The organism is Cryobacterium sp. M23 (assembly GCF_002929655.1).
GTDB classification, from domain to species: domain Bacteria; phylum Actinomycetota; class Actinomycetes; order Actinomycetales; family Microbacteriaceae; genus Cryobacterium; species Cryobacterium sandaracinum.
Window position 1 is genome coordinate 108,721 of the sequence record NZ_PJJV01000079.1, and the last position, 20,098, is coordinate 128,818.

At 69.5% G+C, this 20,098-nt stretch carries 17 protein-coding genes; 11 read left to right on the top strand and 6 right to left on the bottom strand.

The window, feature by feature from the left end:
- Positions 1–81 precede the first annotated feature (81 nt).
- Genes CXY82_RS13790 through CXY82_RS13805 form a run of 4 tightly spaced genes read left to right on the top strand, consistent with a single transcriptional unit; the run spans position 82 to position 6,679 of the window.
- The gene (locus CXY82_RS13790) at positions 82–3,195 is read left to right on the top strand and encodes a glycosyltransferase (protein WP_104171415.1); all 3,114 of its coding nucleotides are present in this window, start codon (positions 82–84) and stop codon (positions 3,193–3,195) included.
- Positions 3,185–4,642 (top strand): DUF5719 family protein, encoded by a 1,458-nt coding sequence (locus CXY82_RS13795; RefSeq protein ID WP_104171416.1) that lies wholly within the window; start codon positions 3,185–3,187, stop codon positions 4,640–4,642. Before CXY82_RS13790 ends, CXY82_RS13795 begins: the two co-directional genes overlap by 11 nt.
- 25 nt (positions 4,643–4,667) lie before the next feature.
- Positions 4,668–5,618 carry an MTAP family purine nucleoside phosphorylase gene (locus CXY82_RS13800; protein ID WP_233199349.1) on the top strand — a complete coding sequence of 317 codons (951 nt, stop codon included), beginning with the start codon at positions 4,668–4,670 and terminating at the stop codon, positions 5,616–5,618.
- A complete protein-coding gene (locus tag CXY82_RS13805; protein ID WP_104171417.1) occupies positions 5,615–6,679 on the top strand; it encodes an NAD(P)-dependent oxidoreductase in 1,065 nt (354 codons plus the stop codon). Before CXY82_RS13800 ends, CXY82_RS13805 begins: the two co-directional genes overlap by 4 nt.
- Before the next feature lie 113 nt (positions 6,680–6,792).
- Here CXY82_RS13805 and CXY82_RS13810 read toward each other — a convergent pair whose 3' ends face one another.
- Together CXY82_RS13810 and CXY82_RS13815 are read right to left on the bottom strand one after the other, a co-directional pair.
- Entirely contained in the window at positions 6,793–7,959 is a 1,167-nt protein-coding gene (locus tag CXY82_RS13810; protein ID WP_104171418.1) for a sensor histidine kinase KdpD, read from the bottom strand.
- On the bottom strand, positions 7,956–8,708 hold the full coding sequence (locus tag CXY82_RS13815) for a response regulator transcription factor (protein ID WP_233199350.1): 753 nt from the start codon (positions 8,706–8,708) through the stop codon (positions 7,956–7,958). Before CXY82_RS13815 ends, CXY82_RS13810 begins: the two co-directional genes overlap by 4 nt.
- A 120-nt stretch (positions 8,709–8,828) precedes the next feature.
- Between CXY82_RS13815 and CXY82_RS13820 the strand changes: the two genes are divergently transcribed.
- From CXY82_RS13820 to CXY82_RS13830, 3 genes are read left to right on the top strand one after another with little or no spacing between them, the layout of a single operon-like run.
- Complete coding sequence (locus CXY82_RS13820; RefSeq protein ID WP_104171419.1) at positions 8,829–9,497, top strand: glycosyltransferase family 2 protein; 669 nt, start codon at positions 8,829–8,831, stop codon at positions 9,495–9,497.
- Positions 9,494–10,135: a DUF2064 domain-containing protein gene (locus CXY82_RS13825; protein ID WP_104171420.1), complete on the top strand. Its 642-nt coding sequence runs from the start codon at positions 9,494–9,496 to the stop codon at positions 10,133–10,135. The genes CXY82_RS13820 and CXY82_RS13825 overlap by 4 nt, the downstream gene beginning before the upstream one ends.
- Positions 10,132–10,824 carry a bifunctional 2-polyprenyl-6-hydroxyphenol methylase/3-demethylubiquinol 3-O-methyltransferase UbiG gene (locus CXY82_RS13830; RefSeq protein WP_104171421.1) on the top strand — a complete coding sequence of 231 codons (693 nt, stop codon included), beginning with the start codon at positions 10,132–10,134 and terminating at the stop codon, positions 10,822–10,824. The genes CXY82_RS13825 and CXY82_RS13830 overlap by 4 nt, the downstream gene beginning before the upstream one ends.
- Here CXY82_RS13830 and CXY82_RS13835 read toward each other — a convergent pair.
- Both CXY82_RS13835 and CXY82_RS13840 read right to left on the bottom strand, forming a co-directional pair.
- Positions 10,773–11,273: a hypothetical protein gene (locus CXY82_RS13835; RefSeq protein WP_104099189.1), complete on the bottom strand. Its 501-nt coding sequence runs from the start codon at positions 11,271–11,273 to the stop codon at positions 10,773–10,775. The genes CXY82_RS13830 and CXY82_RS13835 overlap by 52 nt on opposite strands.
- An 11-nt stretch (positions 11,274–11,284) precedes the next feature.
- Positions 11,285–12,574 carry a molybdopterin-dependent oxidoreductase gene (locus CXY82_RS13840; protein WP_104171422.1) on the bottom strand — a complete coding sequence of 430 codons (1,290 nt, stop codon included), beginning with the start codon at positions 12,572–12,574 and terminating at the stop codon, positions 11,285–11,287.
- A 111-nt stretch (positions 12,575–12,685) separates the two neighbouring features.
- On the opposite strand from CXY82_RS13840, the gene CXY82_RS13845 reads away from it, so the two are divergent.
- Positions 12,686–14,179 (top strand): glycosyltransferase family 87 protein, encoded by a 1,494-nt coding sequence (locus CXY82_RS13845; RefSeq protein WP_158252194.1) that lies wholly within the window; start codon positions 12,686–12,688, stop codon positions 14,177–14,179.
- A gap of 667 nt (positions 14,180–14,846) precedes the next feature.
- Here the strand turns inward: CXY82_RS13845 and CXY82_RS13850 are convergent.
- Both CXY82_RS13850 and CXY82_RS13855 read right to left on the bottom strand, forming a co-directional pair.
- On the bottom strand, positions 14,847–15,536 hold the full coding sequence (locus tag CXY82_RS13850) for a hypothetical protein (protein WP_104171424.1): 690 nt from the start codon (positions 15,534–15,536) through the stop codon (positions 14,847–14,849).
- 199 nt (positions 15,537–15,735) lie between these two features.
- Positions 15,736–16,188, bottom strand: a complete 453-nt coding sequence (locus CXY82_RS13855) for a metallopeptidase family protein (protein ID WP_104171425.1) — start codon at positions 16,186–16,188, stop codon at positions 15,736–15,738.
- A 43-nt stretch (positions 16,189–16,231) separates the two neighbouring features.
- Between CXY82_RS13855 and CXY82_RS13860 the strand changes: the two genes are divergently transcribed.
- The 3 genes from CXY82_RS13860 (at position 16,232) to CXY82_RS13870 (ending at position 19,647) form a co-directional block, all read left to right on the top strand.
- Positions 16,232–16,510 carry a DUF3499 family protein gene (locus tag CXY82_RS13860; protein WP_104171426.1) on the top strand — a complete coding sequence of 93 codons (279 nt, stop codon included), beginning with the start codon at positions 16,232–16,234 and terminating at the stop codon, positions 16,508–16,510.
- Entirely contained in the window at positions 16,507–18,012 is a 1,506-nt protein-coding gene (gene manB, locus CXY82_RS13865) for a phosphomannomutase/phosphoglucomutase (RefSeq protein ID WP_104171427.1), read from the top strand. The genes CXY82_RS13860 and manB overlap by 4 nt, the downstream gene beginning before the upstream one ends.
- 141 nt (positions 18,013–18,153) lie before the next feature.
- A complete protein-coding gene (locus tag CXY82_RS13870) occupies positions 18,154–19,647 on the top strand; it encodes an amino acid permease (RefSeq protein ID WP_104171428.1) in 1,494 nt (497 codons plus the stop codon).
- Positions 19,648–20,098: the final 451 nt, after the last annotated feature.

The following is a 20,098-nucleotide window of genomic DNA, read 5'->3' on the forward strand; positions in this document are numbered from 1 at the left end:
CCGGAGGCGAAACAGTGTTTTTCAGGCTCGCCCCTCCCATTGCTCCTCATCGGGCCCGATCCAATCTAGGCTGTTCTCCATATGCATGCCAGAGTCACCGCCATCCTCGTTGCCCGTAACGGCGCCAAGCACCTCGACCGCACTCTCGAGGCGCTGAGTCGCCAGACACGTCAACCCGACGTCGTGATCACGGTCGACTGCGGATCGACCGACACTACGGCCGCGCTTCTGGCTGCCTACGCACCGACTCACTTCATCTCAGCGGATGCCGGACTCAGCTTCGGCGAGGCCATCGTCACGGCCGAGAGGGTCATCGCGCCCGCCGAGTCCGATAGCGAAATGCTGTGGCTCCTCGCCCAGGACAGTGCGCCGGAACCCGACGCCCTGACGGCCCTGCTCGGCGAACTGGAGATTGCGCCATCCGTTGCCGTGGCCGGTCCCAAGGTCATGGACTGGGACGCCGGCGACTACATCCACGAATTCGGGCAGTCCCTGACGCCCGGCGGTGCGACCGTCACCCTGGTGGAGAGCGAACTCGACCAGGGCCAGCACGATGGAATGGGCGACGTGCTCGGTGTGAGCGCCGGCGGCATGCTGGTGCGCCACCTCGTCTGGCAGCAGCTCGGCGGCTTCGACCCGGCCCTGCCGTCCGCGGACGACTCCCTCGATTTCTGTGTGCGCGTGCGGATGGCCGGTTACCGCGTCTCTGGCGTCGCCGCGGCTCAGGTGGCCTCAGCCGGAGACGGCGTTGCCGGCACCAGCGGCTCCTCCCGCGGCCGCGCGCGCCGCAAGCGCCTCCGTGCCATGCGCGCCGCGCAGCTGCATCGCCGGCTTGTCTACTCCCCGCGCTGGATGATCCCTCTGCACTGGCTGGCCCTGGTTCCCCTCGCGGTGCTGCGCTCGTTCGGGCAGTTGCTGCAGAAGGAACCCGGGGCGATTCTGGGTGAGTACTCCGCCGCGTTCGCCGCGGCTTTCAGCGGTCTGCGGGTGAGTGCTGCCCGGCGCCGCTTCGGTGCCACCCGCACCCTGGGCTGGGCGTCGATCGCCTCGCTGCGCGTGCCCACCGTCGAGGTGCGCCGCCGCCAGGCGCTCCGCCGTGAGGCCAGCCTCACCAGCGTGAACGGCGAGGTGCCTGAAATCCGCTTCATCTCCGGTGGCGGCGCGTGGACCGTGTTGGCCGCCTTGGTAGCCGGCCTCATCGTCCTGGGCCCTCTGATCGGCGCCCGCACCCTCACCGGCGGCGCGCTGCTGCCACTGTCGGACACCCCCGCCGAACTCTGGGGGAGCATCGGCTACGGCTGGCGCGACATCGGCCTGGGCTTTGTCGGCGGCGCCGACCCATTCGCCACGGTGCTGGCGGTGCTGGGCTCGCTCACCTTCTGGGCGCCGTCCTTCTCGCTCGTCCTGCTCCACTTCCTTGCCCTGCCGCTGGCCGCCCTCGGCGCCTGGCTTGCCGCGACCCGCCTCTCCGAGCGCGCGTCCATTCGCGCCATCGCCGCCGTGCTCTGGATGCTGTCGCCCACCTTCCTCAGCGCCCTCGCTGCCGGGCGTCCGGCTGCGATCCTCGTGCACCTGCTGCTGCCGTGGCTGTTCTTCGCCGGGTTCATGGCCGCCCGCTCGTGGTCGGCGTCCGGCTCCGCGGCCCTGCTGTTCGCCGCCATCGTGGCTGCGGCGCCGTCGCTCGCGCCCGCGCTCCTGGTGGTCTGGCTGATCGCCATGCTGCTCAGTGGGCGCAGCGGTATGCGGTTCATCGGCATCCCTCTGGCGGCGCTCGCCCTCGCGGCACCTCTAATCTGGAATCAGGGACTGCGCGGCAACTGGCTGGCCCTGCTGGCGGACCCGGGCCTGCCTCTGCCCGCCCCCGACGTCTCGGTGTGGCAGCTGTTGCTCGGCTTCCCGTCCGGTGAGCTCGGCGGGTGGACCCCGCTGCTCGAGACGCTCGGGCTGCCCGGTGTCGACGCGTCCGTGCTCGTGCCGGTGCTCCTGATTCCGCTGGCCGTACTCGGCGCCCTTGCCCTCTTCCTGCCTGGGGCCCGCGGCGCGAGCTTCGCGCTGCTGACCGCCCTGCTCGGTGCGGGCACGGCCATCGCCGCCAGCCAGCTCTCCCTTTCCTCGGTCGGCGGCCAGCCGGTCGGCATCTGGGCCGGCGCCGGGCTCAGCCTGTACTGGCTCGGACTGGTCGGCGCGGTCGTCTTCGCCCTGCGCGGCCTGCGCCGCTTCGCCATCGCCCCGGCGGTCACCGTGGTCGCCCTGCTCGTGATCGTGGTGGCGCCGCTGGTCGCAGCCCTGCCCCTCGGCACCAGTGTCGTGGCCGAGGGCATCGACCGCACCCAGCCCGCGTTCGTCAGCGCCGAGGCGCAGACGGATGCCCGGGTCGGCACCCTGCAGATCGTGCCGCAACCCGACGGGGGCATCCTCGCGACCATCGTGCGCGGTCCCGGCGCCACCCTGAACACCCAGTCCACCCTCAGCAGCACCGACGTGACCCTCAGCCCGCGGGAGGAGGAGCTGGCCACTTTGGCCGGAAACCTCGCCTCGCGCAGCGGGCTCGACGCAGCGGCCGGCCTGGCCGACTTCGGCATCCGTTTCGTGCTGCTTCGACCGGCCGCCGTCGCACCGGCCGGTCCCGGAAACACGGCGCCGGTCACCCCCGCGGCAGAAGAGACCGCCGGCCGCACCACGACCGCCCTCGACGGCAACGCCGCCCTGGCGCCGGTGGGAGACACGGTCTTCGGCCGGCTCTGGCAGTACGAGGTGACGGATGCCCCGGTCCCCACCGCGGCCAACGGCGCCATCCCGGCCAACGCCGGGGGCACCCTCGGTCTGGTGTTCCTCGTCATCGCCGTGCTTGTGGTCGGGGCCACCGTGCTCCTGTCGATCCCCACCGGTGCGGGGCCGGAGGCGGTGCGTCAGGCCAGCCGGGACGCCATCCGCAACACGGCGAAGGCCCGCACCAGGGAGAATAAGCGCATCGCCAAGGCGGCGGCCCGTAGGAAGCCCGCGCCCGGCTTCCGGCCCTCCGCCGAGCGCGCCGTCACGCCCTCGGCGGCGAGCGCCCTCGACACAGCCGCACCGGTCACGTCGACTGAAGCCGTCCCTGGAACGTCACCGTACGTCGGTTCCGGTACCGGACCCGACTCCGGACCTGACACGGAAATCGGCGCCCGTTCGGAGGAGCACGACCATGCCCAGTAAACGCGGAATCGCCCTGTTCGGGGCGCGGGCGGTGGCCGGATTGGTCGGTCTCGGCGTCGTCGTCGCGTCCGTCGGCGCGGCAACCCTCGTCACCTGGCCCACGCTTGAGAAGGGGCCGTCGTCCATCATCGTGTCGCCGACTCCGAGCGAGCAGCAACGAGTCTGCCCGGGGCCGCTCCTCGTGCTGGCCGAGGATTCCAGCCAGGCACAGGCCGCCAGTTCCGTCGGAAGCGCTGCAGCCGTTTTCGGCGCCCATGCGGCGTCGGGCGAGCCGGGGTGGATCGAACCGCAGGTTACGTCCATCGCGGCCCCGGACAACGCGAACACCGAATCGTTCGGCGCACCGCAGTTGCTGCGCGTTCCGACCCCGCCCGGGTCGGGGGCGGCACCGCTGGTCACGGGCAGTCAGTCCCAGATCGCGGGCGGCGAATCGCTCGGTGGCCTGGCCGTCGCGGGCTGCGGGGAGGCGGCCGGTGATAGTTGGCTCGTCGGCGGTTCCACCGACATCGGCCGCACCAGCCTCGTGCTGCTCAGCAACCCCACCACGGTCGTGGCCACCGTCGACCTGGCCGTGTTCGGCGAGACCGGTCAGGTGGATGCCCCCGGCTCCACCGGAATCCTCGTGCAGCCGGGCACCCAGCGGGTCGTTTCCCTCGCCGGACTGGCCCCCAACCTCCGCTCACCCGTGCTGCACGTGCAGTCCAAGGGCGGCCAGGTGGCGGCCACGCTGCAGCAGAGCATCGTGCGCGGGCTGGAACCCGGCGGCGTCGACCTCCTCGGTCCCTCCAACGGCCCTGCCGAGGCATTGGCCATCGCCGGCGTGATCGTCTCCAACGCGGCCGGATCGGATGCCCCCGACGAGGTCGGCGGCCTCAGTGACGACGTCACCTCGGTGCGGGTGCTTGTGCCCGGAACGGTGGCGGCGACGGTCCAGGTCGGTGTGACCGGTGCGACCGGCCAGGCGGCCGGGGCCTCGGTCCAGGTCGACATCCAGCCGGGGGTTGCCACCGAGGTGCCCCTGACCGGGCTCGTTCCCGGTACCTACTCGCTGGAACTGACCGCCAGCGAGCCGATCGTGGCCGCAGCGCAGAGTTCCGCGGCGGGTTCCGCAGGCCGCGACTTCGCCTGGTTCGCGTCGTCCGACGCCCTCGCCGACGAGTTCCTGGTGGCCGCCGCCGACGGCCCGTCCCCGCAACTCAACCTGGTCAACATGGGCACCGTCGACGCCACCTACACGGCCACCCCCGACAATGGCGCATCCAGCACAGTGGCGGTGCCGGCCGGCGGCTCGGCCACGATGCCGTTGGAGCAGTCGCAGCGCTACCTCGTGTCCGGCGGCACCTCGACCGTGGCTTCGGTAGCCTACGCGGGCGACGGGCTGCTCGCGGCATTCCCGCTGAGCCAGGCCGGGCCGCTGGCGGCCCCGATCCGGGTCTACCCCCGCTAACCGTCTTCCAACCTCTGGAGATCCCGTGATCGAGACCACCAGCACCACCACTAGCACCACCAGCGCCGCCGACGTGGGCGTCGCCGTCATCGGCGGGTCCGGACTGTACCGGCTCTTCGACGCCGGCACCGAGACATCCGTCGACATCATCACGCCCTATGGCCCTCCCTCGGCGTCGATCACCATCGGACTGCGGGCCGGCCGGCGGGTCGCCTTCCTGGCCCGGCACGGCGGCGACCATTCGGTGGCGCCGCACCTGATCAACTATCGGGCCAACATCTGGGCGCTCGCGTCGCTGGGCGTGAAGGCCATCATCTCCTCGTCGGCCGTCGGCGGCGTCAGCCCCGCATACCCGCCGGGGATGCTGGTGGTGACCGACCAGTTCATCGACCGCACCTCGGGCCGTGCCGACACCTTCTACGACCAGGGCACGGTCGGGCACCTGGCCGCGGCCGACCCGTTCGATCCGGAGTTGCGCCGCCTCGCGATCGGCGCGCTCGCGGCGCTGGAGGAGAACTTCGCACCCACCGGCACCTGCGTCGTGATTCAGGGCCCGCGGTTCTCCACCCGGGCGGAATCGCTCTGGTTCCGCGCCGCGGGCGCGCACACCGTCAACATGACGCAGTACCCGGAGGTCGTCCTGGCCGCCGAACTCAACATGGGCACGGTCAATCTCTCCTTCGTCACCGACGCCGACGCAGGCCTGGCCCCGGTGCCCAACGTTCAAACCGACACCGCTCAGACCATCACACCTCAGTCCGAGGCCGACCCGGATACCGTTTCCGCCAGCCTGGTCTTCACGCGTCTCCGGGCCGCCCAGCCGAGGATCCTGGCCGCAATCGACGGCATCCTGCGTGCCCTGCCCGAGAATTTCGCCCCCCGCGAGCTGATCTCCCCCGAGCAGGTCGGCGTCGTGCTCGATCGTCGACCTGCACCTGCACCTGCCCCTGCCGCGCCGGCCGGAGCCGACGCGTGACCCGGCGCCTGCTCGTCACGGGTGGGGCCGGTTTCATCGGCGGCGCGATCGTCCGGGACGCGCTCGCCCGCGGCTGGCAGGTACGGGTGCTCGACTCCCTTCGCAGTGACGTGCACGGTGGACTCCCGGTGCTGCCGGACGGTGTTGACGTGATCGTCGGCGACGTGACCGACGCATCCGTCGTCGCGCTCGCTCTCCGCGACACGGATGCCGTCTGTCACCAGGCCGCGAAGGTCGGCCTCGGCGTGGACTTCGCCGACGCCCCCGACTATGTGCACAGCAACGAGGTCGGCACGGCCGTTCTGCTCGCGGCGATGACCGAGGCCGGGATCAACCGGTTCGTGCTGGCCTCCTCGATGGTGGTCTACGGGGAGGGAAGCTACCGCGGCCCGGAGGGGTTCACGCGTCCGGGACCGCGCCGCGAGGCCGATCTGCTGCGGGGCGTGTTCGACCCCGTCGATGAGGCCACCGGTGAGGCCCTCGAGCCACTGCTCATCTCCGAGGACGACCCGCTCGACCCGCGCAACGTCTACGCGAGCACCAAGCTGGGACAGGAATACCTCGCATCGGCGTGGGCCCGCGTCACCGGAGGCCGGGCCGCGGCGCTCCGTTACCACAACGTCTACGGGCCGGGGATGCCGCAGAACACGCCCTACGCGGGTGTCGCGTCGCTGTTCCGCTCGGCCCTGGAACGCGGCGAGGCCCCACGGGTCTACGAAGACGGCGGCCAGCGTCGCGACTTCGTGCACGTCGCCGACGTCGCCTCGGCCAACCTCGCCGCGCTCGACTGGACCGCCGGCACCGAGCCGTCCACCTTCCGCCCCTTCAACGTGGGCAGCGGCGTCGTGCACACTATCGGCGAGATGGCCGCGGCCCTCAGCGTGGCCACCGACGGACCGACCCCCGTCGTCACCGGGCAATTCCGGCTCGGCGATGTGCGGCACATCACGGCCTCCTCGGGGCGACTCCGCCGCGAACTGGACTGGGCACCCAGCATTTCATTCGAGGAGGGCATGCGCGCTTTCGCGAACGCGCCCCTGCGCGCCGCCGTCACCCGGTAGCCCTGGTATGAACCAATTCGACGGAGATTTTCGTGTGAACCGGCTTTTTCAGCGCTTCTGGCGCCGATTCAGTCAAAATCTCCGTCGAATTCGTTCGGGGCGTCCGGCGCGGATCAGCGCGTAGCGATCGGATGCCGCGGCAACAGCACCTCGAACCGGCACCCGCCGGGCACGTTCAGCACCCGCACTTCGCCGTGGTGCGCCCGCACGATCCCCTGCACGATGGCCAGGCCGAGACCAGCGCCGCCGGTGCCCGACGGTTCGGCCACCGGGGTGCGCGGACCGCTCGCCCGCCAGCCGGCTTCGAAGACCCGGCTGAGGTCCTGCTCGGGGATGCCGCCAGCGGCATCCGTTACCGAGATCACGGCGTGGTCGGTGGCACCGGCACCCGATCCGGTGCTGGCCGTGACCGAGACCACGATCGAGCTGCCGGCCGGCGAATGCTGGATGGCGTTCATGACGAGGTTGCCGACCACCCGGGACAGTTCGCGCGGGTCCGCGAGGATGGTCAGCCCCTTCTCTCCGGCGAATCGCAGGTCGAGCGACTTGGCCTGGGCGATCGGCCAGAGTCCGGCGACGGTGTCGCTGATCAGGTCGTAGAGCGAGACCGGCTGCAGCCTCAGGCGCAGGGTGCCGGAGTGGATTTTCGACAGCTCGAACAGGTCGTCGACCATACCCGTGAGCCGGTCCACCTGCCCGCGCATCTGCGTGTAGTACCGTTCCGGGTCCTCGACCATGCCGTCCTCGAGGGCTTCGGCCATGGCACGGATGCCCGCGAGCGGCGTGCGCAGGTCATGGGAGATCCAGGCGATCAGCTCGTGCCGTGACTCCTCGATCTGATTCTCGCGGACACGGGATTCGGCGAGGTGTTCCCCGGTCGCGGCCAGCTCCCCGGCCAGCGCCGTGAACTCGTTGTTGCTGTGCCGGTCGGTCGCAGCGACCCGTTCGCCGCGCCCGATGCTGGCCGCGGCCGAGCGCAGGGAGCGGCTGTCCCGGGCGAGCTGACGGTTGAGCACCGCGGCCATGGCCAGCGACACCAGGCCGGCGACACTGGCCACGGAGTAGAAGACCGTGAGGTCGTGCCGGGAGACGTATGTCTGCGAGGCGACCGCCGCCATCCCGCCGACGACCGACACCACCGTGGCAAGGGCGATCACCATCAGCTTCAGAACGAGGGAGGTGCGGGAGAGCAGGCGCAGGGTGAGCAGGCCGGCACCGCCGACGACCACCGCGCAGGCCAGCGTGAACAGGGAGACCGTGAGGAGCACATCCGGTGTCATGACTGCCGCCCCGTGGGAGCCAGCGGAACCGGGTCGAACCGGTAGCCGACCCCCCAGACCGTGTTCAGCAGCCGGGGCTGCGCCGGGTCAGCCTCGATCTTCTCCCGCAGCCGGCGCACGTGCACCGTCACCGTGGACAGGTCGCCGAACTCCCAGCCCCAGACCGAACGAAGCAGGTCCTCCCGGCTGAGCACGGTGTGCGGACGCCTGATCAGATGGGCCAGCAGGTCGAATTCCCGCGCGGTGAGCACCAGCGGCTCGCCGCGCAGCCGCACCTCGTGCGCCTGCGCGTCCAGGGCGAAGTCGCCGGCCGAGACCAGCCCGGCCGGCACGGCGGGCGCGGTGCTCCGGCGCAGCACCGACTGCACCCGCAGCACGAGCTCGCGCGGGGAGAACGGTTTGGTCAGGTAGTCGTCGGCGCCGGCCTCGAGGCCGTCGATGCGGTCCTCCTCCTGGTTGAGGGCGGTCAACATGATCACCGGGATCTCCCAGTCCCCGCGGATGCGCCGGCACACCTCGATTCCGTCCAGGAGTGGCAGCATCCGGTCGAGCACGACCAGGTCTGGCCGCAGCTGTTCGGCTTTCGCGAGCCCGTCCAAGCCGTCTGCCGCCTCGTCGACCACGAACCCGGACGCCCGCAGATACCGGCAGACGATCTCGGACACCGTCGGGTCGTCGTCGACGACGAGGATGCGGCGCTCGAGAGGCGGTAGCGGGCGCAAATCGCCCGGGGGCAGGGAAGAAGGCACGAAATCAGGATAGAGCGGCGGGCACCGGGTGTGCCGGGCCGGAGCAGGCGACACCGTTTCTTCCTCACTCCGTAATCTCTTTGGCCGTTTCGGCGGAGCAGGCCCCCATAGTGTCGAGTCATGACTGTGTTCCAGGTGGACCTCGTGCTGCCATGCCTGAACGAAGCCGACGCCCTGCCCTGGGTGCTGTCGCGGCTCCCGGAGGGGTATCGGGCCATCGTCGTCGACAACGGCTCGACCGACGGATCGGCCGATATCGCCGCCATGGCCGGCGCCCAGGTCGTGCACGAGGCGCGCCGCGGCTTCGGCGCCGCCGCTCACGCGGGCCTCCTGGCGGCCACCGCGCCGATTGTCGCCTTCTGCGACGCCGACGCGTCGATGGACCCGGCCGAACTGCCGCTCCTGGTCGATCCCGTGCGGGCCGGATCCGCCGACCTGGTGCTCGGCCGCCGCCGGCCCGCGACCGCCAAATCCTGGCCGCTGCACGCGCGCCTCGCCAATTCCAGTCTGTCCTGGCGTCTGCGCCGAATAACAGGGGTGAACATCCATGACCTCGGCCCCATGCGCGCCGCGCTCCGCGAATCCGTGCTGGACCTCAATCTCCAGGACCGCCGCAGCGGGTATCCGCTGGAGATGTTCTTGAAGGCGGCGTCGGCGAACTGGCGCATCCTCGAGGTTGACACGACGTATTCGCCCAGGGTCGGCCGCAGCAAGGTGACCGGAACCGTGCGCGGCACCCTGACCGCGGTCAATGACATGTCCGCCCTCCTCCGGGAGACGCGCCGATGACGACCATCGTCGTGATCGCCAAGGAATGCCTTCCCGGTCGGGTGAAGACCCGGCTGCACCCGCCGCTGAGCCTCGAACAGGCCGCCGATCTGGCGGCGGCCAGCCTCGACGACACTCTCGCCGCGGTCGCCGCCCTGCCCGCGACCCGCCGCATTCTGGCCTTCGACGGTGTGATTGCGCCGAACGCAGCCGCCGGCTACGAGATCCTGCCACAGGTGGAGGGCACCCTCGACCTGCGGCTCGCGGCCGTGTTCGACGCCTGCGAGGGTCCCATGCTGCTGGTCGGCATGGACACCCCGCAGGTCACCTCCGCCCTGCTTGAACCCGTCTTCACCGACTGGACCGATGACGTGGATGCCTGGTTCGGCTTCGCGAACGACGGCGGATTCTGGGCGCTCGCCCTGAACGACCCGACCGGCGACCTGATCCGCGGCGTGCCGATGTCCCGGGACGATACTGGCGCTGTGCAGCTGAAACGGCTGACGGATGCCGGGTTGCGCGTGAACCTGTTGCCTACCCTCACCGATGTGGACACCATCGAAGACGCCCACCGGGTGGCGGGGATCGCGCCCACCGGCAGATTCGCCGCGGCCCTGGCCGCCATGATGCCGCCGAGCCCGACGGACAATTTCCGATGACGCTGCTGGCCGCACAACTCGAGGGGGAGCGGGCCGAACCGACCACCTTCGGTGCCGGCGGCGCGGAGCCCTATGCCGCCGCGCTGCGGAACGCCGACAACGTGCTCTACCTGCGCCGGATATCCTCCGGCGAGCACGCCACCATCGACGCCGGCCGGTGGAGCGCCGACGCCGACGACACCGACCTCTGCCTGCTCGACGGGATCACCGGCCCGGTGCTCGACATCGGCTGCGGCCCCGGCCGCATGGTGCGGGCCGCCATGGGGCTGGGGCTGACCGCGCTCGGCCTCGACGTGTCGGCGACCGCCGTGCGCATGGCCGCAGACGCCGGCCTCGACGTGTTGCAGGGCAGCGTCTTCGACCCTCTGCCGCTGGAGGGTGGCTGGGCGGCCGCGCTGCTCGTCGACGGCAACATCGGAATCGGCGGCGACGCATCCGTTCTGCTCACGCGCTGCGCCGACCTGCTGGCGCCGGACGGCGTTCTCCTGGTCGAACTCAGCCACGACCCAGCCCGGGACGACAGCTACCTCGGCACCATCGAGGATTCAACCGGGAGCCGCAGCGCCGTGTTCCCCTGGGCGGAAATCGGCATTAACGGCCTCCGCGACCGTGCCGGAGCGACCGGTCTGGTCGTGACTCAGGACTGGCGGCTGGACGGCCGCTGGTTCGCGCGCCTGCTGCGAGCGTAGAGCACGACCGACCAGACCGTCGCGACCAGGGCGACGGCCACCCAGAACAGAGCGAGGTTCCGACCGTAGTCGAGCGGAAGGATGCTCGGATTGTTCGAGGTGAGCGACCGGGCGACGATCGCGGGCACCACGATCAGCGTCATGATCGAGCCGACCACGATGGCGGCCTGCACGACCAGCACGATCGTGCCCGTGACGCGGCGCCCCGCGCGGCGCAGCAGAAGGCCGCAGAAGAAGACCAGGGGCGCCAGCACGGCGTCGTGCAGCACGATCGCCGCGCCGATCCAGAGCGCCACCCCGGGCAGTCGGGTGATCCGCACTGTGTCGAACAGAACGTAGAGGCCGAAGAGGAGCCCGGACGTGCCGAGCAGGATCAGCGTGGTGCGGGCTGCGCGCATCCGTCGGTCGCCGGCGTGGGGGAGCGCGGTGGTCGCGCGTGCTGTTGTCATACCTGCGGTGTTCATGCGGTGATCGCCTCGATCCGGCTCAGCCATTTGGTTTGCAGCACTCCGGGCCGTCCCGGGGCGATCATGCGTGCCGGGTAACCGTGCTGCAGGTCGAGCGTCTCGCCGTTCAGCTCGAGCGCCACCAGGGTCAGCGGGTCCCGCACGTATTCCGGTCCCATCTCGGTCTTCTTGAAGCTGCCGCGCTCTTCGAGACTGATCAGGCGAAAGGATGCGCCGGTGTCGGCGCCGACCAGGTCGGCCAGTTCCGACAGGCGAACCCCGCGCCAGAGCGCCAGTTGGCTCCAGCCCTCGACGCAGGCGATCGGCAGTTCCACCTCGGTCTGCGGCAGGGCCTCGAGCTCGGCGCGGCTGAAGCTGCGCTCCACGCCACCGGCAGCGAGGGTGAGCACCCAGCCGGCGGCGACGGCCGACGCGGTGACCTTTGCCTCCTCGGCCGTGCGGTTCACCGGGAGGCCCTGCGGGCCGACGCCCTTCTTGCGCGGACCGAACACGTTCACCGCGTCCAGAGGCGCAAAGGTCTGGCCGGCGGTCAGCCCCACCACGGCGGCGCAGGCGATTCCGACGGTGGTGAGGAAGCCCCGGCGACTCACGGTCGTCGTCTCGCTCACGGTCTTCGTCTCGCTCACGAACGAGGGCGTGGCGTCGATCCAGGCGATCAACCGGCCCGTCACACCGGACGGACGTCCGCTGCCCCAGAGCCGCACCGCCTCGACGTCGGCCGGTGACTCAACGTCGCTCGCGGCATCCGTTGCCTCGTGCTCGGCAGCGGCGCGCCCGTTCCAGAACCGTGTGATGATCGGCAGCTTGATGCCGATGTGCAGTACCAGCAGTCCCACCAACACCCAGCCGAGGGCGTAGTGCACCTCGCGGAAGGGAAAGGGCCACGGGTACCACTGGTAGGTGTTGATCAGGCCGATGGTGATCTGCACCAGGGATGCGCCCACGAAGAGGGCGATCGACGCGCGTTCGAGCAGGTGTAGGAACGATTTCACCGGCGGCCACTGGAACAGGTCGGGGAAGACGATGTAGAGCTTGGCCAGCAGCAGCGGGAAGCATGCGATGCCGGCCACGATGTGCGTGCCCTGGGTGATCTGGTAGAGCGACGCGGGCCGGGTCGGGAACCGCATCCACGGCAGCGGCTCCTGCAGGAAATGGCTGTACAGGCCGGTGCCGAAGCAGACGATGAACGCGGCGCCGAGCAGCCGGCCGATCACGACCGCCAGCCGGGGATTGCGCACCGGGGAGGCCAGCGCGCGCTGGGCCTCGTACATCATTCGTCTCATGGTTCCATTGCATCATCCGGGGTGCCCGGAGAGGCGGCGCAATCCTTACGGTCCGGTGACGCGCACCGGGACGGTTGGGCCCGAATGCCCGGGTTCCGTCAGGATGGCAGGGTGCGTATCGCCGTTGTCTCCCTCCTCCTTGCCGCCAGTGCGGCCCTGACGGCCTTCAGCGTGCTCGCGTATGACCTGTTCAAGCCGGGACGCGACACGGTGCCTCTGGTCATCTGCACCAGCGGGCTGTGGCTGCTTTTCGCGCTCGCCGTGGTCCTACTGCGCGGGGTGCGGGGCCGGGCCGTGGTCGTGCTGATCCTGGCGGGTTCGGTCGGGATCGGGGCCGCGGCCATGGTCGGTCCGCCGAACACGAGCACGGACTCCGCGCGCTACGCCTGGGACGGCATCGTCGCCACCGCGGGCATTTCGCCGTATGCCTACACGCCGGCCGACGATCGGCTCGACGCCCTGCGCCCCGACTGGTTGTTTCCGGCTCCGGAGCTGACCGCGGCCGGCGATCTCGTGTGCGTCGGCGAACGCATCCAGACGGCGCTGAAAAGTGAGTCCGACGAGATTCTCTGTTCGGCACTGAACCGCACCGGAGTGCCCACGATCTATCCGCCGGCCGCCGAGATCTTCTTCGCCGGCGTCCGGGCGGTCACCGGGCCGGATGCGGAGTACTGGCCGCTGCAACTGACGGGCCTCCTGCTCAGCGTCGGCACCACGGTGATGCTGCTGGTCGGGATGCGCCGCCGCGGCATCGACCAGCGGTTCGCCGCGCTTTGGGCCTGGTGTCCGCTCGTGGCCACGGAAGCGGTCACGAATTCCCACATCGACATGCTCGGCGTCGTCTTCACGTTGAGCGCGGTGTTCCTGGTCACCGGCCGGCGCTATTGGAGCGGTGGGATCGCGCTCGGCGCGGCGATCGCGACCAAGCTGATTCCCGTGCTCGCGGCCCCTGCCATGCTGCGGCGCCAGGGGTGGAAGGTCGCCGTGGCCGCCGTGGCCACCTTCCTGCTGCTGTACGTGCCGTATGTGCTGACCACCGGTATCGGGGTGCTCGGCTATCTGCCCGGCTACCTCTCCGAGGAAGGGTACGAGGACGGCACCCGCTTCGCCCTGCTCTCGCTGGTCGCCCCGGGCGGCTCGGCCGTCATCGTTGCCGGTGTGCTGCTTTTCGTCATCGCCGTGCTCGTGATCTGGAAGACGGACCCCGACCAGCCCTGGCTGGGCCAACTTGTCATGATCGGCAGTGCGCTGCTCATTCTGAGCCCGCGGTACTCCTGGTATGCCCTGCTGCTGCTGCCGTTCATCGCCCTCAGCGGCCGCTGGGAATGGCTTCTGGTGCCGATGGCCCTCACCCTCCGCTTGCTGGTCCCGTCGATTCCGCTTACCCGGGTGGCCATCGCCACGGCTATCGTCGTCATCGTCGTCATGTCGATCCACCGCGCCCGCCCCGAGGTGGCACGACGCCTGTTCCGCCCGATCAGAACGGCGCCGGCACGTCCGAATCCGGCTGCCGCGCCTTCTTCACCTTCTACTCTTCCGCCTTCTCCTCCTTCTCCGCCGGATGCCCCGCCGGATGCCCCGCCGGATGCCCCGCCGGGCGGATGATCGTGGCTGGTTCGCTGAGGAGGGCGCGCCCGGTCGGTGACGTCTTCTTCAGCGTCCCGTCGGGCAGGTGCACGGAGCTCCCCCGAGTCGCGTTCCGGGCCGTGACCTCGGAATACCGGCGGGCTCCATTGACCTGCGCGGCGAATCGGGCGTCGACTCGGGCGGACTCCGCCTGCGTCGCCTGAATCGCCTCGAAGTGTCGCCCCGGGCCTCGAACTTATCGCTATAAGTGGGCTTCATGAGGGAGACGCTACGGGTATCCACTGACATTCCATGCCCCAGATCGGCACCAGTCATCGCTCTGTGGATAACCCGATGACGCCCATATCGTGAAGGAGAAGAGGGGCCACGGCGCAATCCGTTTAACTGTCCGCCGCGGGCATCGGTCACACGGCCCTCACCTCGCATCCGCTGTGTGACGTAAACGCGGAGATTTTCGCGAAATGCCGGTTGTGGCGCCTGGGTGTGCGGCGTGTTGCGAAAATCCCCGAAGTTAGCGACCGCGGCCGCCCCGGATGCCCCGGGCGGGCGGCAGAACCGGGCGGCAGAACCGGGCCGCCGGGCCGCCGGGCCGCCGGGCCGCCGGGTCAGCGTCTCGACTACCGCGAGCAACACAAGGAAGGGCCCGCTGCGCATCTGCGCAGCGGGCCCTTCCTGACAAGCGGTGTTACTTGGTGGCGACCGTGATCTTCGCGATGCCGACCAGGAGCTGGTCAGCGACAGCATCCGTCATGAACGTGTCGTTGAGCAGGCCGGCGGCCTCAGCCGAGATGTGCACGGTGGTGCCCTCGAGGATGGCGTTATCGCCATCCATCTGGAGCGGCTTCAGGGTCCCGCCGTAGAGGTTGAAGAGGAGGACCTGGGTGGCGGCTGACTCTCCGTTGACGCTCACGTCACCGAACAGCTTGCTGGTGCCCGGGTCGATCGTGAAGTTGGTCAATTCGACCGTGGTCTCGCCGGCGGTCAGTGAGAAGCCGGAGCCCTCGTGCTCGATGGAGCCCTGGACGAAGGGCCGGTAGTCCTCTTCGGGGTCGTAGTAGTCCACGTTTCCACCGGTGATCGGGAAGTGCAGGCTGCCGTCGGTCAGGGTGGCGGTGCCCACGGTGCCGGGGGTGAGGCCGAGGCTGGTCAGCGCCGCAGCGAAGTCGGCGTCGAGGAGAACGGACGTGTCGACGCCCGACAATGCGGGGATCGAAGCGAGGGCCTTGGGGGTTGCTCCCTCGGAGGAAGAGGAGGAAGAGGAGGAGGAATTCTCGGCCGGGGCGGTCGCATCGGCGGTGGTCGAGCAGGCGGAGAGGCCGGCGATGAGGAGGCCCGCGGTGGCGAGGCTGAGCGTGGTCTTGGTGAATGAGCGCATGAGAAAATCCTTAGGGTCTGTGGTTGGGATTCAGCGGTTCTTGGTGCTGAATGAGGTTCGGTCCCCTCCGTCAAACGGTTTGGAATTAGTTCAAATTGGGGCAAACTTCGGCCACAAGCTCCGTAATTACGGGGATCCGGGCACAAAAAAGCGACCGAGCGCACCCCGGCCGCCGCCAGCAAAAGACGCGAGCGGAACCCTAGAAGTGCCGGAACCGATCCGGCGCCAGGTCCCACGGGTCCTTGCCGAGCAGCTCGGCGATCGCGCGGAACACGCAGCTCTCGATCACCATCCGCCGGTGCAGGTCGTCGTTCCGATGCAGCCGCGTCAGGCGCTGGATCGGCAAACGGTAGAAGACCACGCGACGCTCCGCGGCGTTCACGGCCCAGCGCTCCACTCCGATGCCCGGCAGCACCGAGGAAGGACCGGCCGCAACCACGAACCTCACATCACCCAGCTGCTCCGGCCAGACCGAGCGGAGGTAGTCAACGGTTGACGCCACGGTCATATCGAAGGTGTCGATGCGCGTCTGCAGAGGCGGCAAATAAGGCCCGGTCGCCGAGCTGCGGATGCCCCGGCCGTGCCGGTCCCGACCTCGCCCGCGCTGAACGGGGGCCGGCGTCGACACGGCGGAACGGCGAACTCGAGACATGCCCTCATCCTAGTTCGACCCGTTGACGGGTAACCTGTAGCCAATGTCATTCCGGCCCTGCTCCCGTGTCGCCTGCCCGGAGGAATCCGCCGCGACTCTCACTTTCGACTATGCCGACGCGATGGCCGTCCTCGGTCCGCTTGCCGTGCAGCGCGAGCCGCACACCTTCGACCTCTGCGCCCGGCACGCCCGGCTGACCGCAGCCCCGCAGGGCTGGCAGCTGGTGCGCCTCCGCACCGACGGGCTGGCGACCGAGCCGGCCGACGGGCCGGACGCACAGCCGGCCGCCGGGCCGGACGCCGAGTCGGGATCCGCGGAATGACGGACCAGACGGATGCCGCCGCCCGCCTGGGCGCCGTCGTCGGCCCGGGCGAGGTGTGCGGCACGACTGCCGCACCGTTGACCGCGCAGATGGTGGCTGCCCTTGCCGCTGCCTTCGTCGACGAAGTCGGTGCGCAGAGCCGCGAGGTACTCCTCGGTCACGACCGGGGCGAGGCGGGCGAGCTCGTGGCCGCCTTCACCCGGGGTGCGGAAGCCCGAGGGGCCACCGTCGTCGACCTCGGCGTGTCCTCCACCGACGAAATTCGATTCGGCTCGGGAGCCCGAAACGCCCCGGCCGCCCGGATCACCGCCTCCTCGCTCACCATGCTTCGGGCGGGTGCCCAAGAGATCGGGCACGACCACGGTCTCGGCGCCATCCGTGACCGCGCCGTCGGCTATCTGGCCGCCGGGCCGACCCCGGTGGCGACACCCGGCCGCCGCCGCGAGTTCGACCTGCTGCCCGACTACGCGGCCAGGCTGCGCGCGCTCGTCGGGCTCACCGGCATCCGCCCGCTCACGGTCGTGGTCGACGCCGGCCGCGGCGCCGCCGCCGTCACGGTGCCCTACGTTCTCGGCGACGATGCCGGCAAAGCTGCCGGAGACCCGGCCGGCGGCGCCTCCGTGGCGGCGGACCCCGCCGAAACACCGCGCCCAGCAGCCCTCACCATCGTCCCGCTCTTCTTCGATCAGGGCCCGGACCTCCCGCCGCACACCATCGACCCTGCCGACCCGGCCACCCTCACCGATCTGCGGAATGCCGTGATCCAGCACGAGGCCGACCTCGGGCTCGGCTTCGACGCCGACGGCGGCCGCTGCGTGGTGGTCGACGAGACCGGGTGCGTCGTGCCCCCGTCCGCGATCGGCGCCGTGCTCGCCCGGCGCGCCATCGCGAGCGCGCGGATCGAGGACCCTGGCCGGGATGTGGTGGTTCTGCACGACCTCAACGTCTCCCGCTTCGTTGCGGAGACGATCGAGGCGGCCGGCGCGGCCGCGGTCCCCACCTCGGTCGGCGGATCCCTGATGCGGGCCGAGTTGCGGGCCACCGGGGCAGTGTTCGGGTTCGGGTACTCCGGCGACTACTACTTCCCGCAGTTCTGGTGCGCCGACAGCGGTCTGCTCGCGGCCCTGCACGTTCTGGCGGAGCTCGGATTCCAGCCCCGCCCGTTGTCGGCGCTGGCGACGGATGCCATGCCCTACGCCCATTCCGGCGAGATCAGCATGGCCGTCGACGACCTGCCCGGGGTCTACGCGCGCGTCGTCGACGCCTACACGGGTTCCGCCGACTTCGAGGAGATCGACGGCCTTACGGTCATCGGCCTCACGAGCGTCGACGAACCGTTCTGGTGGTTCAACGTGCGCCCATCGCGCACCGAGCCGGAGCGAGCGCCGCAGCAGCAACAGAAGCAGGTGCGGCCCGAGCTGCGACTCACCGTGGAGGCCGGGACCCCTGAGGTGATGGTGCGCATCCGCGACGAAGTCCTCGCACTTATACCCGCCGATTAATCGCACGTTACAAGCACGTTTCCACCCGCGGGTTGATTTCGGCGCCGGTAATCGCCGGTCATACGCTGACTCACGAAGCACCAATGGATAGCAGTCGGCCCCACCGTCGGGGTGGCAGCATCCCACTGAAACTGGAGTGACATGGCCAACGAGACGGACACAGACCGCACTGCCGCAAAAAAGGGCGGGGGAGGCCAGCAGCTGTCCAAGTCCCTGAAACCGCGACACCTCTCGATGATCGCAATCGCCGGCGTGATCGGAGCCGGCCTTTTCGTCGGGTCCGGAGCTGCCATCCGGCAGGCCGGGCCGGGCATCCTCGTGGCCTACTCGGCCGCGGGACTTCTCGTTATCCTGGTCATGCGGATGCTGGGCGAAATGGCGGCGGCGCATCCAGAAACCGGTTCGTTCTCTACTTACGCCGACAAAGCCCTCGGTCGCTGGGCGGGGCTGAGCATCGGCTGGTTGTACGCCTGGTTCTGGATCATCGTCCTCGGCATCGAGGCCACGGCCGGCGCCGCCATCGTGCACCGCTGGGTGCCGGAGGTCGACCAGTGGGTCTGGGCTCTCCTCCTGATGGTGCTCCTCACGGGCACCAATGTCGCCTCCGTGAAAATGTTCGGTGAATTCGAGTTCTGGTTCGCGTCGATCAAGGTGGCGGCCATCGCCGTCTTCCTGCTGCTCGGCGTCGTGGCCATCCTCGGGTTGATGCCCGGGGTCGCGGCCCCCGGCCTGAGCAACCTCACCGGCAACGGTGGGTTCTTCCCCAGCGGCAGCGGCGCCGTCCTCGGCGGCGTGCTCGTGGTCGTCTTCTCATTCTTCGGCGCCGAAATCGCCACGATCGCTGCCGGCGAGTCCGAGAACCCGGTCGACGCGGTCAAGAAGGCCGTCAAATCCACCGTCTGGCGCATCCTCGTCTTCTACATCGGATCCATCGCCGTCGTCGTCACGCTGCTTCCGTGGAACAGCGCTTCCGTGGCCAAGAGTCCCTATGTCGCTGTGATCGAGCTCTACGGAATCCCCGGGGCCGGCACGATCATGGACATCATCGTGCTGACCAGCGTGCTCTCCTGCCTGAACTCGGGTCTCTACACCGCGAGCCGCATGCTTTTCTCCCTGTCGGAACGCGGGGACGCACCCCCGGCGTGGTCGAAAATCTCTGTCCGCGGCGTGCCGCGCGCCGCCGTCTTGTCTTCCACCGTCGTCGGGTTCATCACGGTGGGTCTGAACTACATCGCGCCCGACACGGTCTTCCTCCTCCTCGTCAACACCTCTGGCGCGATCGCGCTTCTCGTCTGGCTCGTCATCGCCGTGTCGCAGCTGATCCTGCGACGGCGCATGGGCACGGATGCCGCCAGTCGCCTGAGTCTGAAGATGTGGGCCTTCCCCTACCTGACCTGGCTGGCCATCGGCGCCATCGTTGCACTGCTCGCGGGCATGGCCATTCTCGAACGCACCCGCATGGAACTCCTGATGTCCCTCCTGCTTGCGGGCGTCGTGGTCGGCATCGGCCTGTGGAAGTACCGCGGGGACAGGGGCGCCGCCCACCCCGTTGCGGATGACTCGGTTTCCGCCGAAGTGAAGGACGACGAGGCCGAGACTCTTGCCCCGAGCGGCACTGCCGCTGTGCTGGAATAGGGTGCCGTCCCGGCTGCACGGAAGCCGTGTTTCCGCCCCCGTTGGGGCGTGACACGCCCGGGCGGTTGCTGGTTTTGACGGCCCGGTGTGACGGCCGTAATGTATTCAAACGTACCCCACAGGTGCGGAAAGCCGCAGAGCTTCCCGGCCTCATGTGGAACCACAGTTTTTAGCTTCGTCTCATGCTTGTTCCTGTTTCAGGTGAGTGTGGGGGAGGCCTAAGATGGTAACTCTCTCCGGCTGCGTGTCTGGTCTGGTGGGTGGTTGTTCGAGTCGCTTTGGCGCACTCGGAATCGGCTGCTTTCCGTGATTTGACAGGGTGTGGCCGGGTGGGTAAGTTATACAAGTTGCCTCGAAGCGACAGCCCGTAGGGCTTGAAGTCGAGTGCGTCCGATCCTTGAGAACTCAACAGCGTGCACAATGTCAAATGCCAAAAACCTCGGCCGTGGGG

Excerpts from the sequence above, each read along its gene's own strand:
- CXY82_RS13790 (WP_104171415.1), top strand. The coding sequence starts at position 82 with ATGCATGCCAGAGTCACCGCCATCCTCGTTGCCCGTAACGGCGCCAAG.
- CXY82_RS13795 (WP_104171416.1), top strand. The coding sequence starts at position 3,185 with ATGCCCAGTAAACGCGGAATCGCCCTGTTCGGGGCGCGGGCGGTGGCC.
- CXY82_RS13810 (WP_104171418.1), bottom strand. The coding sequence starts at position 7,959 with ATGACACCGGATGTGCTCCTCACGGTCTCCCTGTTCACGCTGGCCTGC.
- CXY82_RS13820 (WP_104171419.1), top strand. The coding sequence starts at position 8,829 with ATGACTGTGTTCCAGGTGGACCTCGTGCTGCCATGCCTGAACGAAGCC.
- CXY82_RS13825 (WP_104171420.1), top strand. The coding sequence starts at position 9,494 with ATGACGACCATCGTCGTGATCGCCAAGGAATGCCTTCCCGGTCGGGTG.
- CXY82_RS13830 (WP_104171421.1), top strand. The coding sequence starts at position 10,132 with ATGACGCTGCTGGCCGCACAACTCGAGGGGGAGCGGGCCGAACCGACC.
- CXY82_RS13835 (WP_104099189.1), bottom strand. The coding sequence starts at position 11,273 with ATGACAACAGCACGCGCGACCACCGCGCTCCCCCACGCCGGCGACCGA.
- CXY82_RS13840 (WP_104171422.1), bottom strand. The coding sequence starts at position 12,574 with ATGAGACGAATGATGTACGAGGCCCAGCGCGCGCTGGCCTCCCCGGTG.
- CXY82_RS13850 (WP_104171424.1), bottom strand. The coding sequence starts at position 15,536 with ATGCGCTCATTCACCAAGACCACGCTCAGCCTCGCCACCGCGGGCCTC.
- CXY82_RS13855 (WP_104171425.1), bottom strand. The coding sequence starts at position 16,188 with ATGTCTCGAGTTCGCCGTTCCGCCGTGTCGACGCCGGCCCCCGTTCAG.
- CXY82_RS13860 (WP_104171426.1), top strand. The coding sequence starts at position 16,232 with ATGTCATTCCGGCCCTGCTCCCGTGTCGCCTGCCCGGAGGAATCCGCC.
- manB (WP_104171427.1), top strand. The coding sequence starts at position 16,507 with ATGACGGACCAGACGGATGCCGCCGCCCGCCTGGGCGCCGTCGTCGGC.
- CXY82_RS13870 (WP_104171428.1), top strand. The coding sequence starts at position 18,154 with ATGGCCAACGAGACGGACACAGACCGCACTGCCGCAAAAAAGGGCGGG.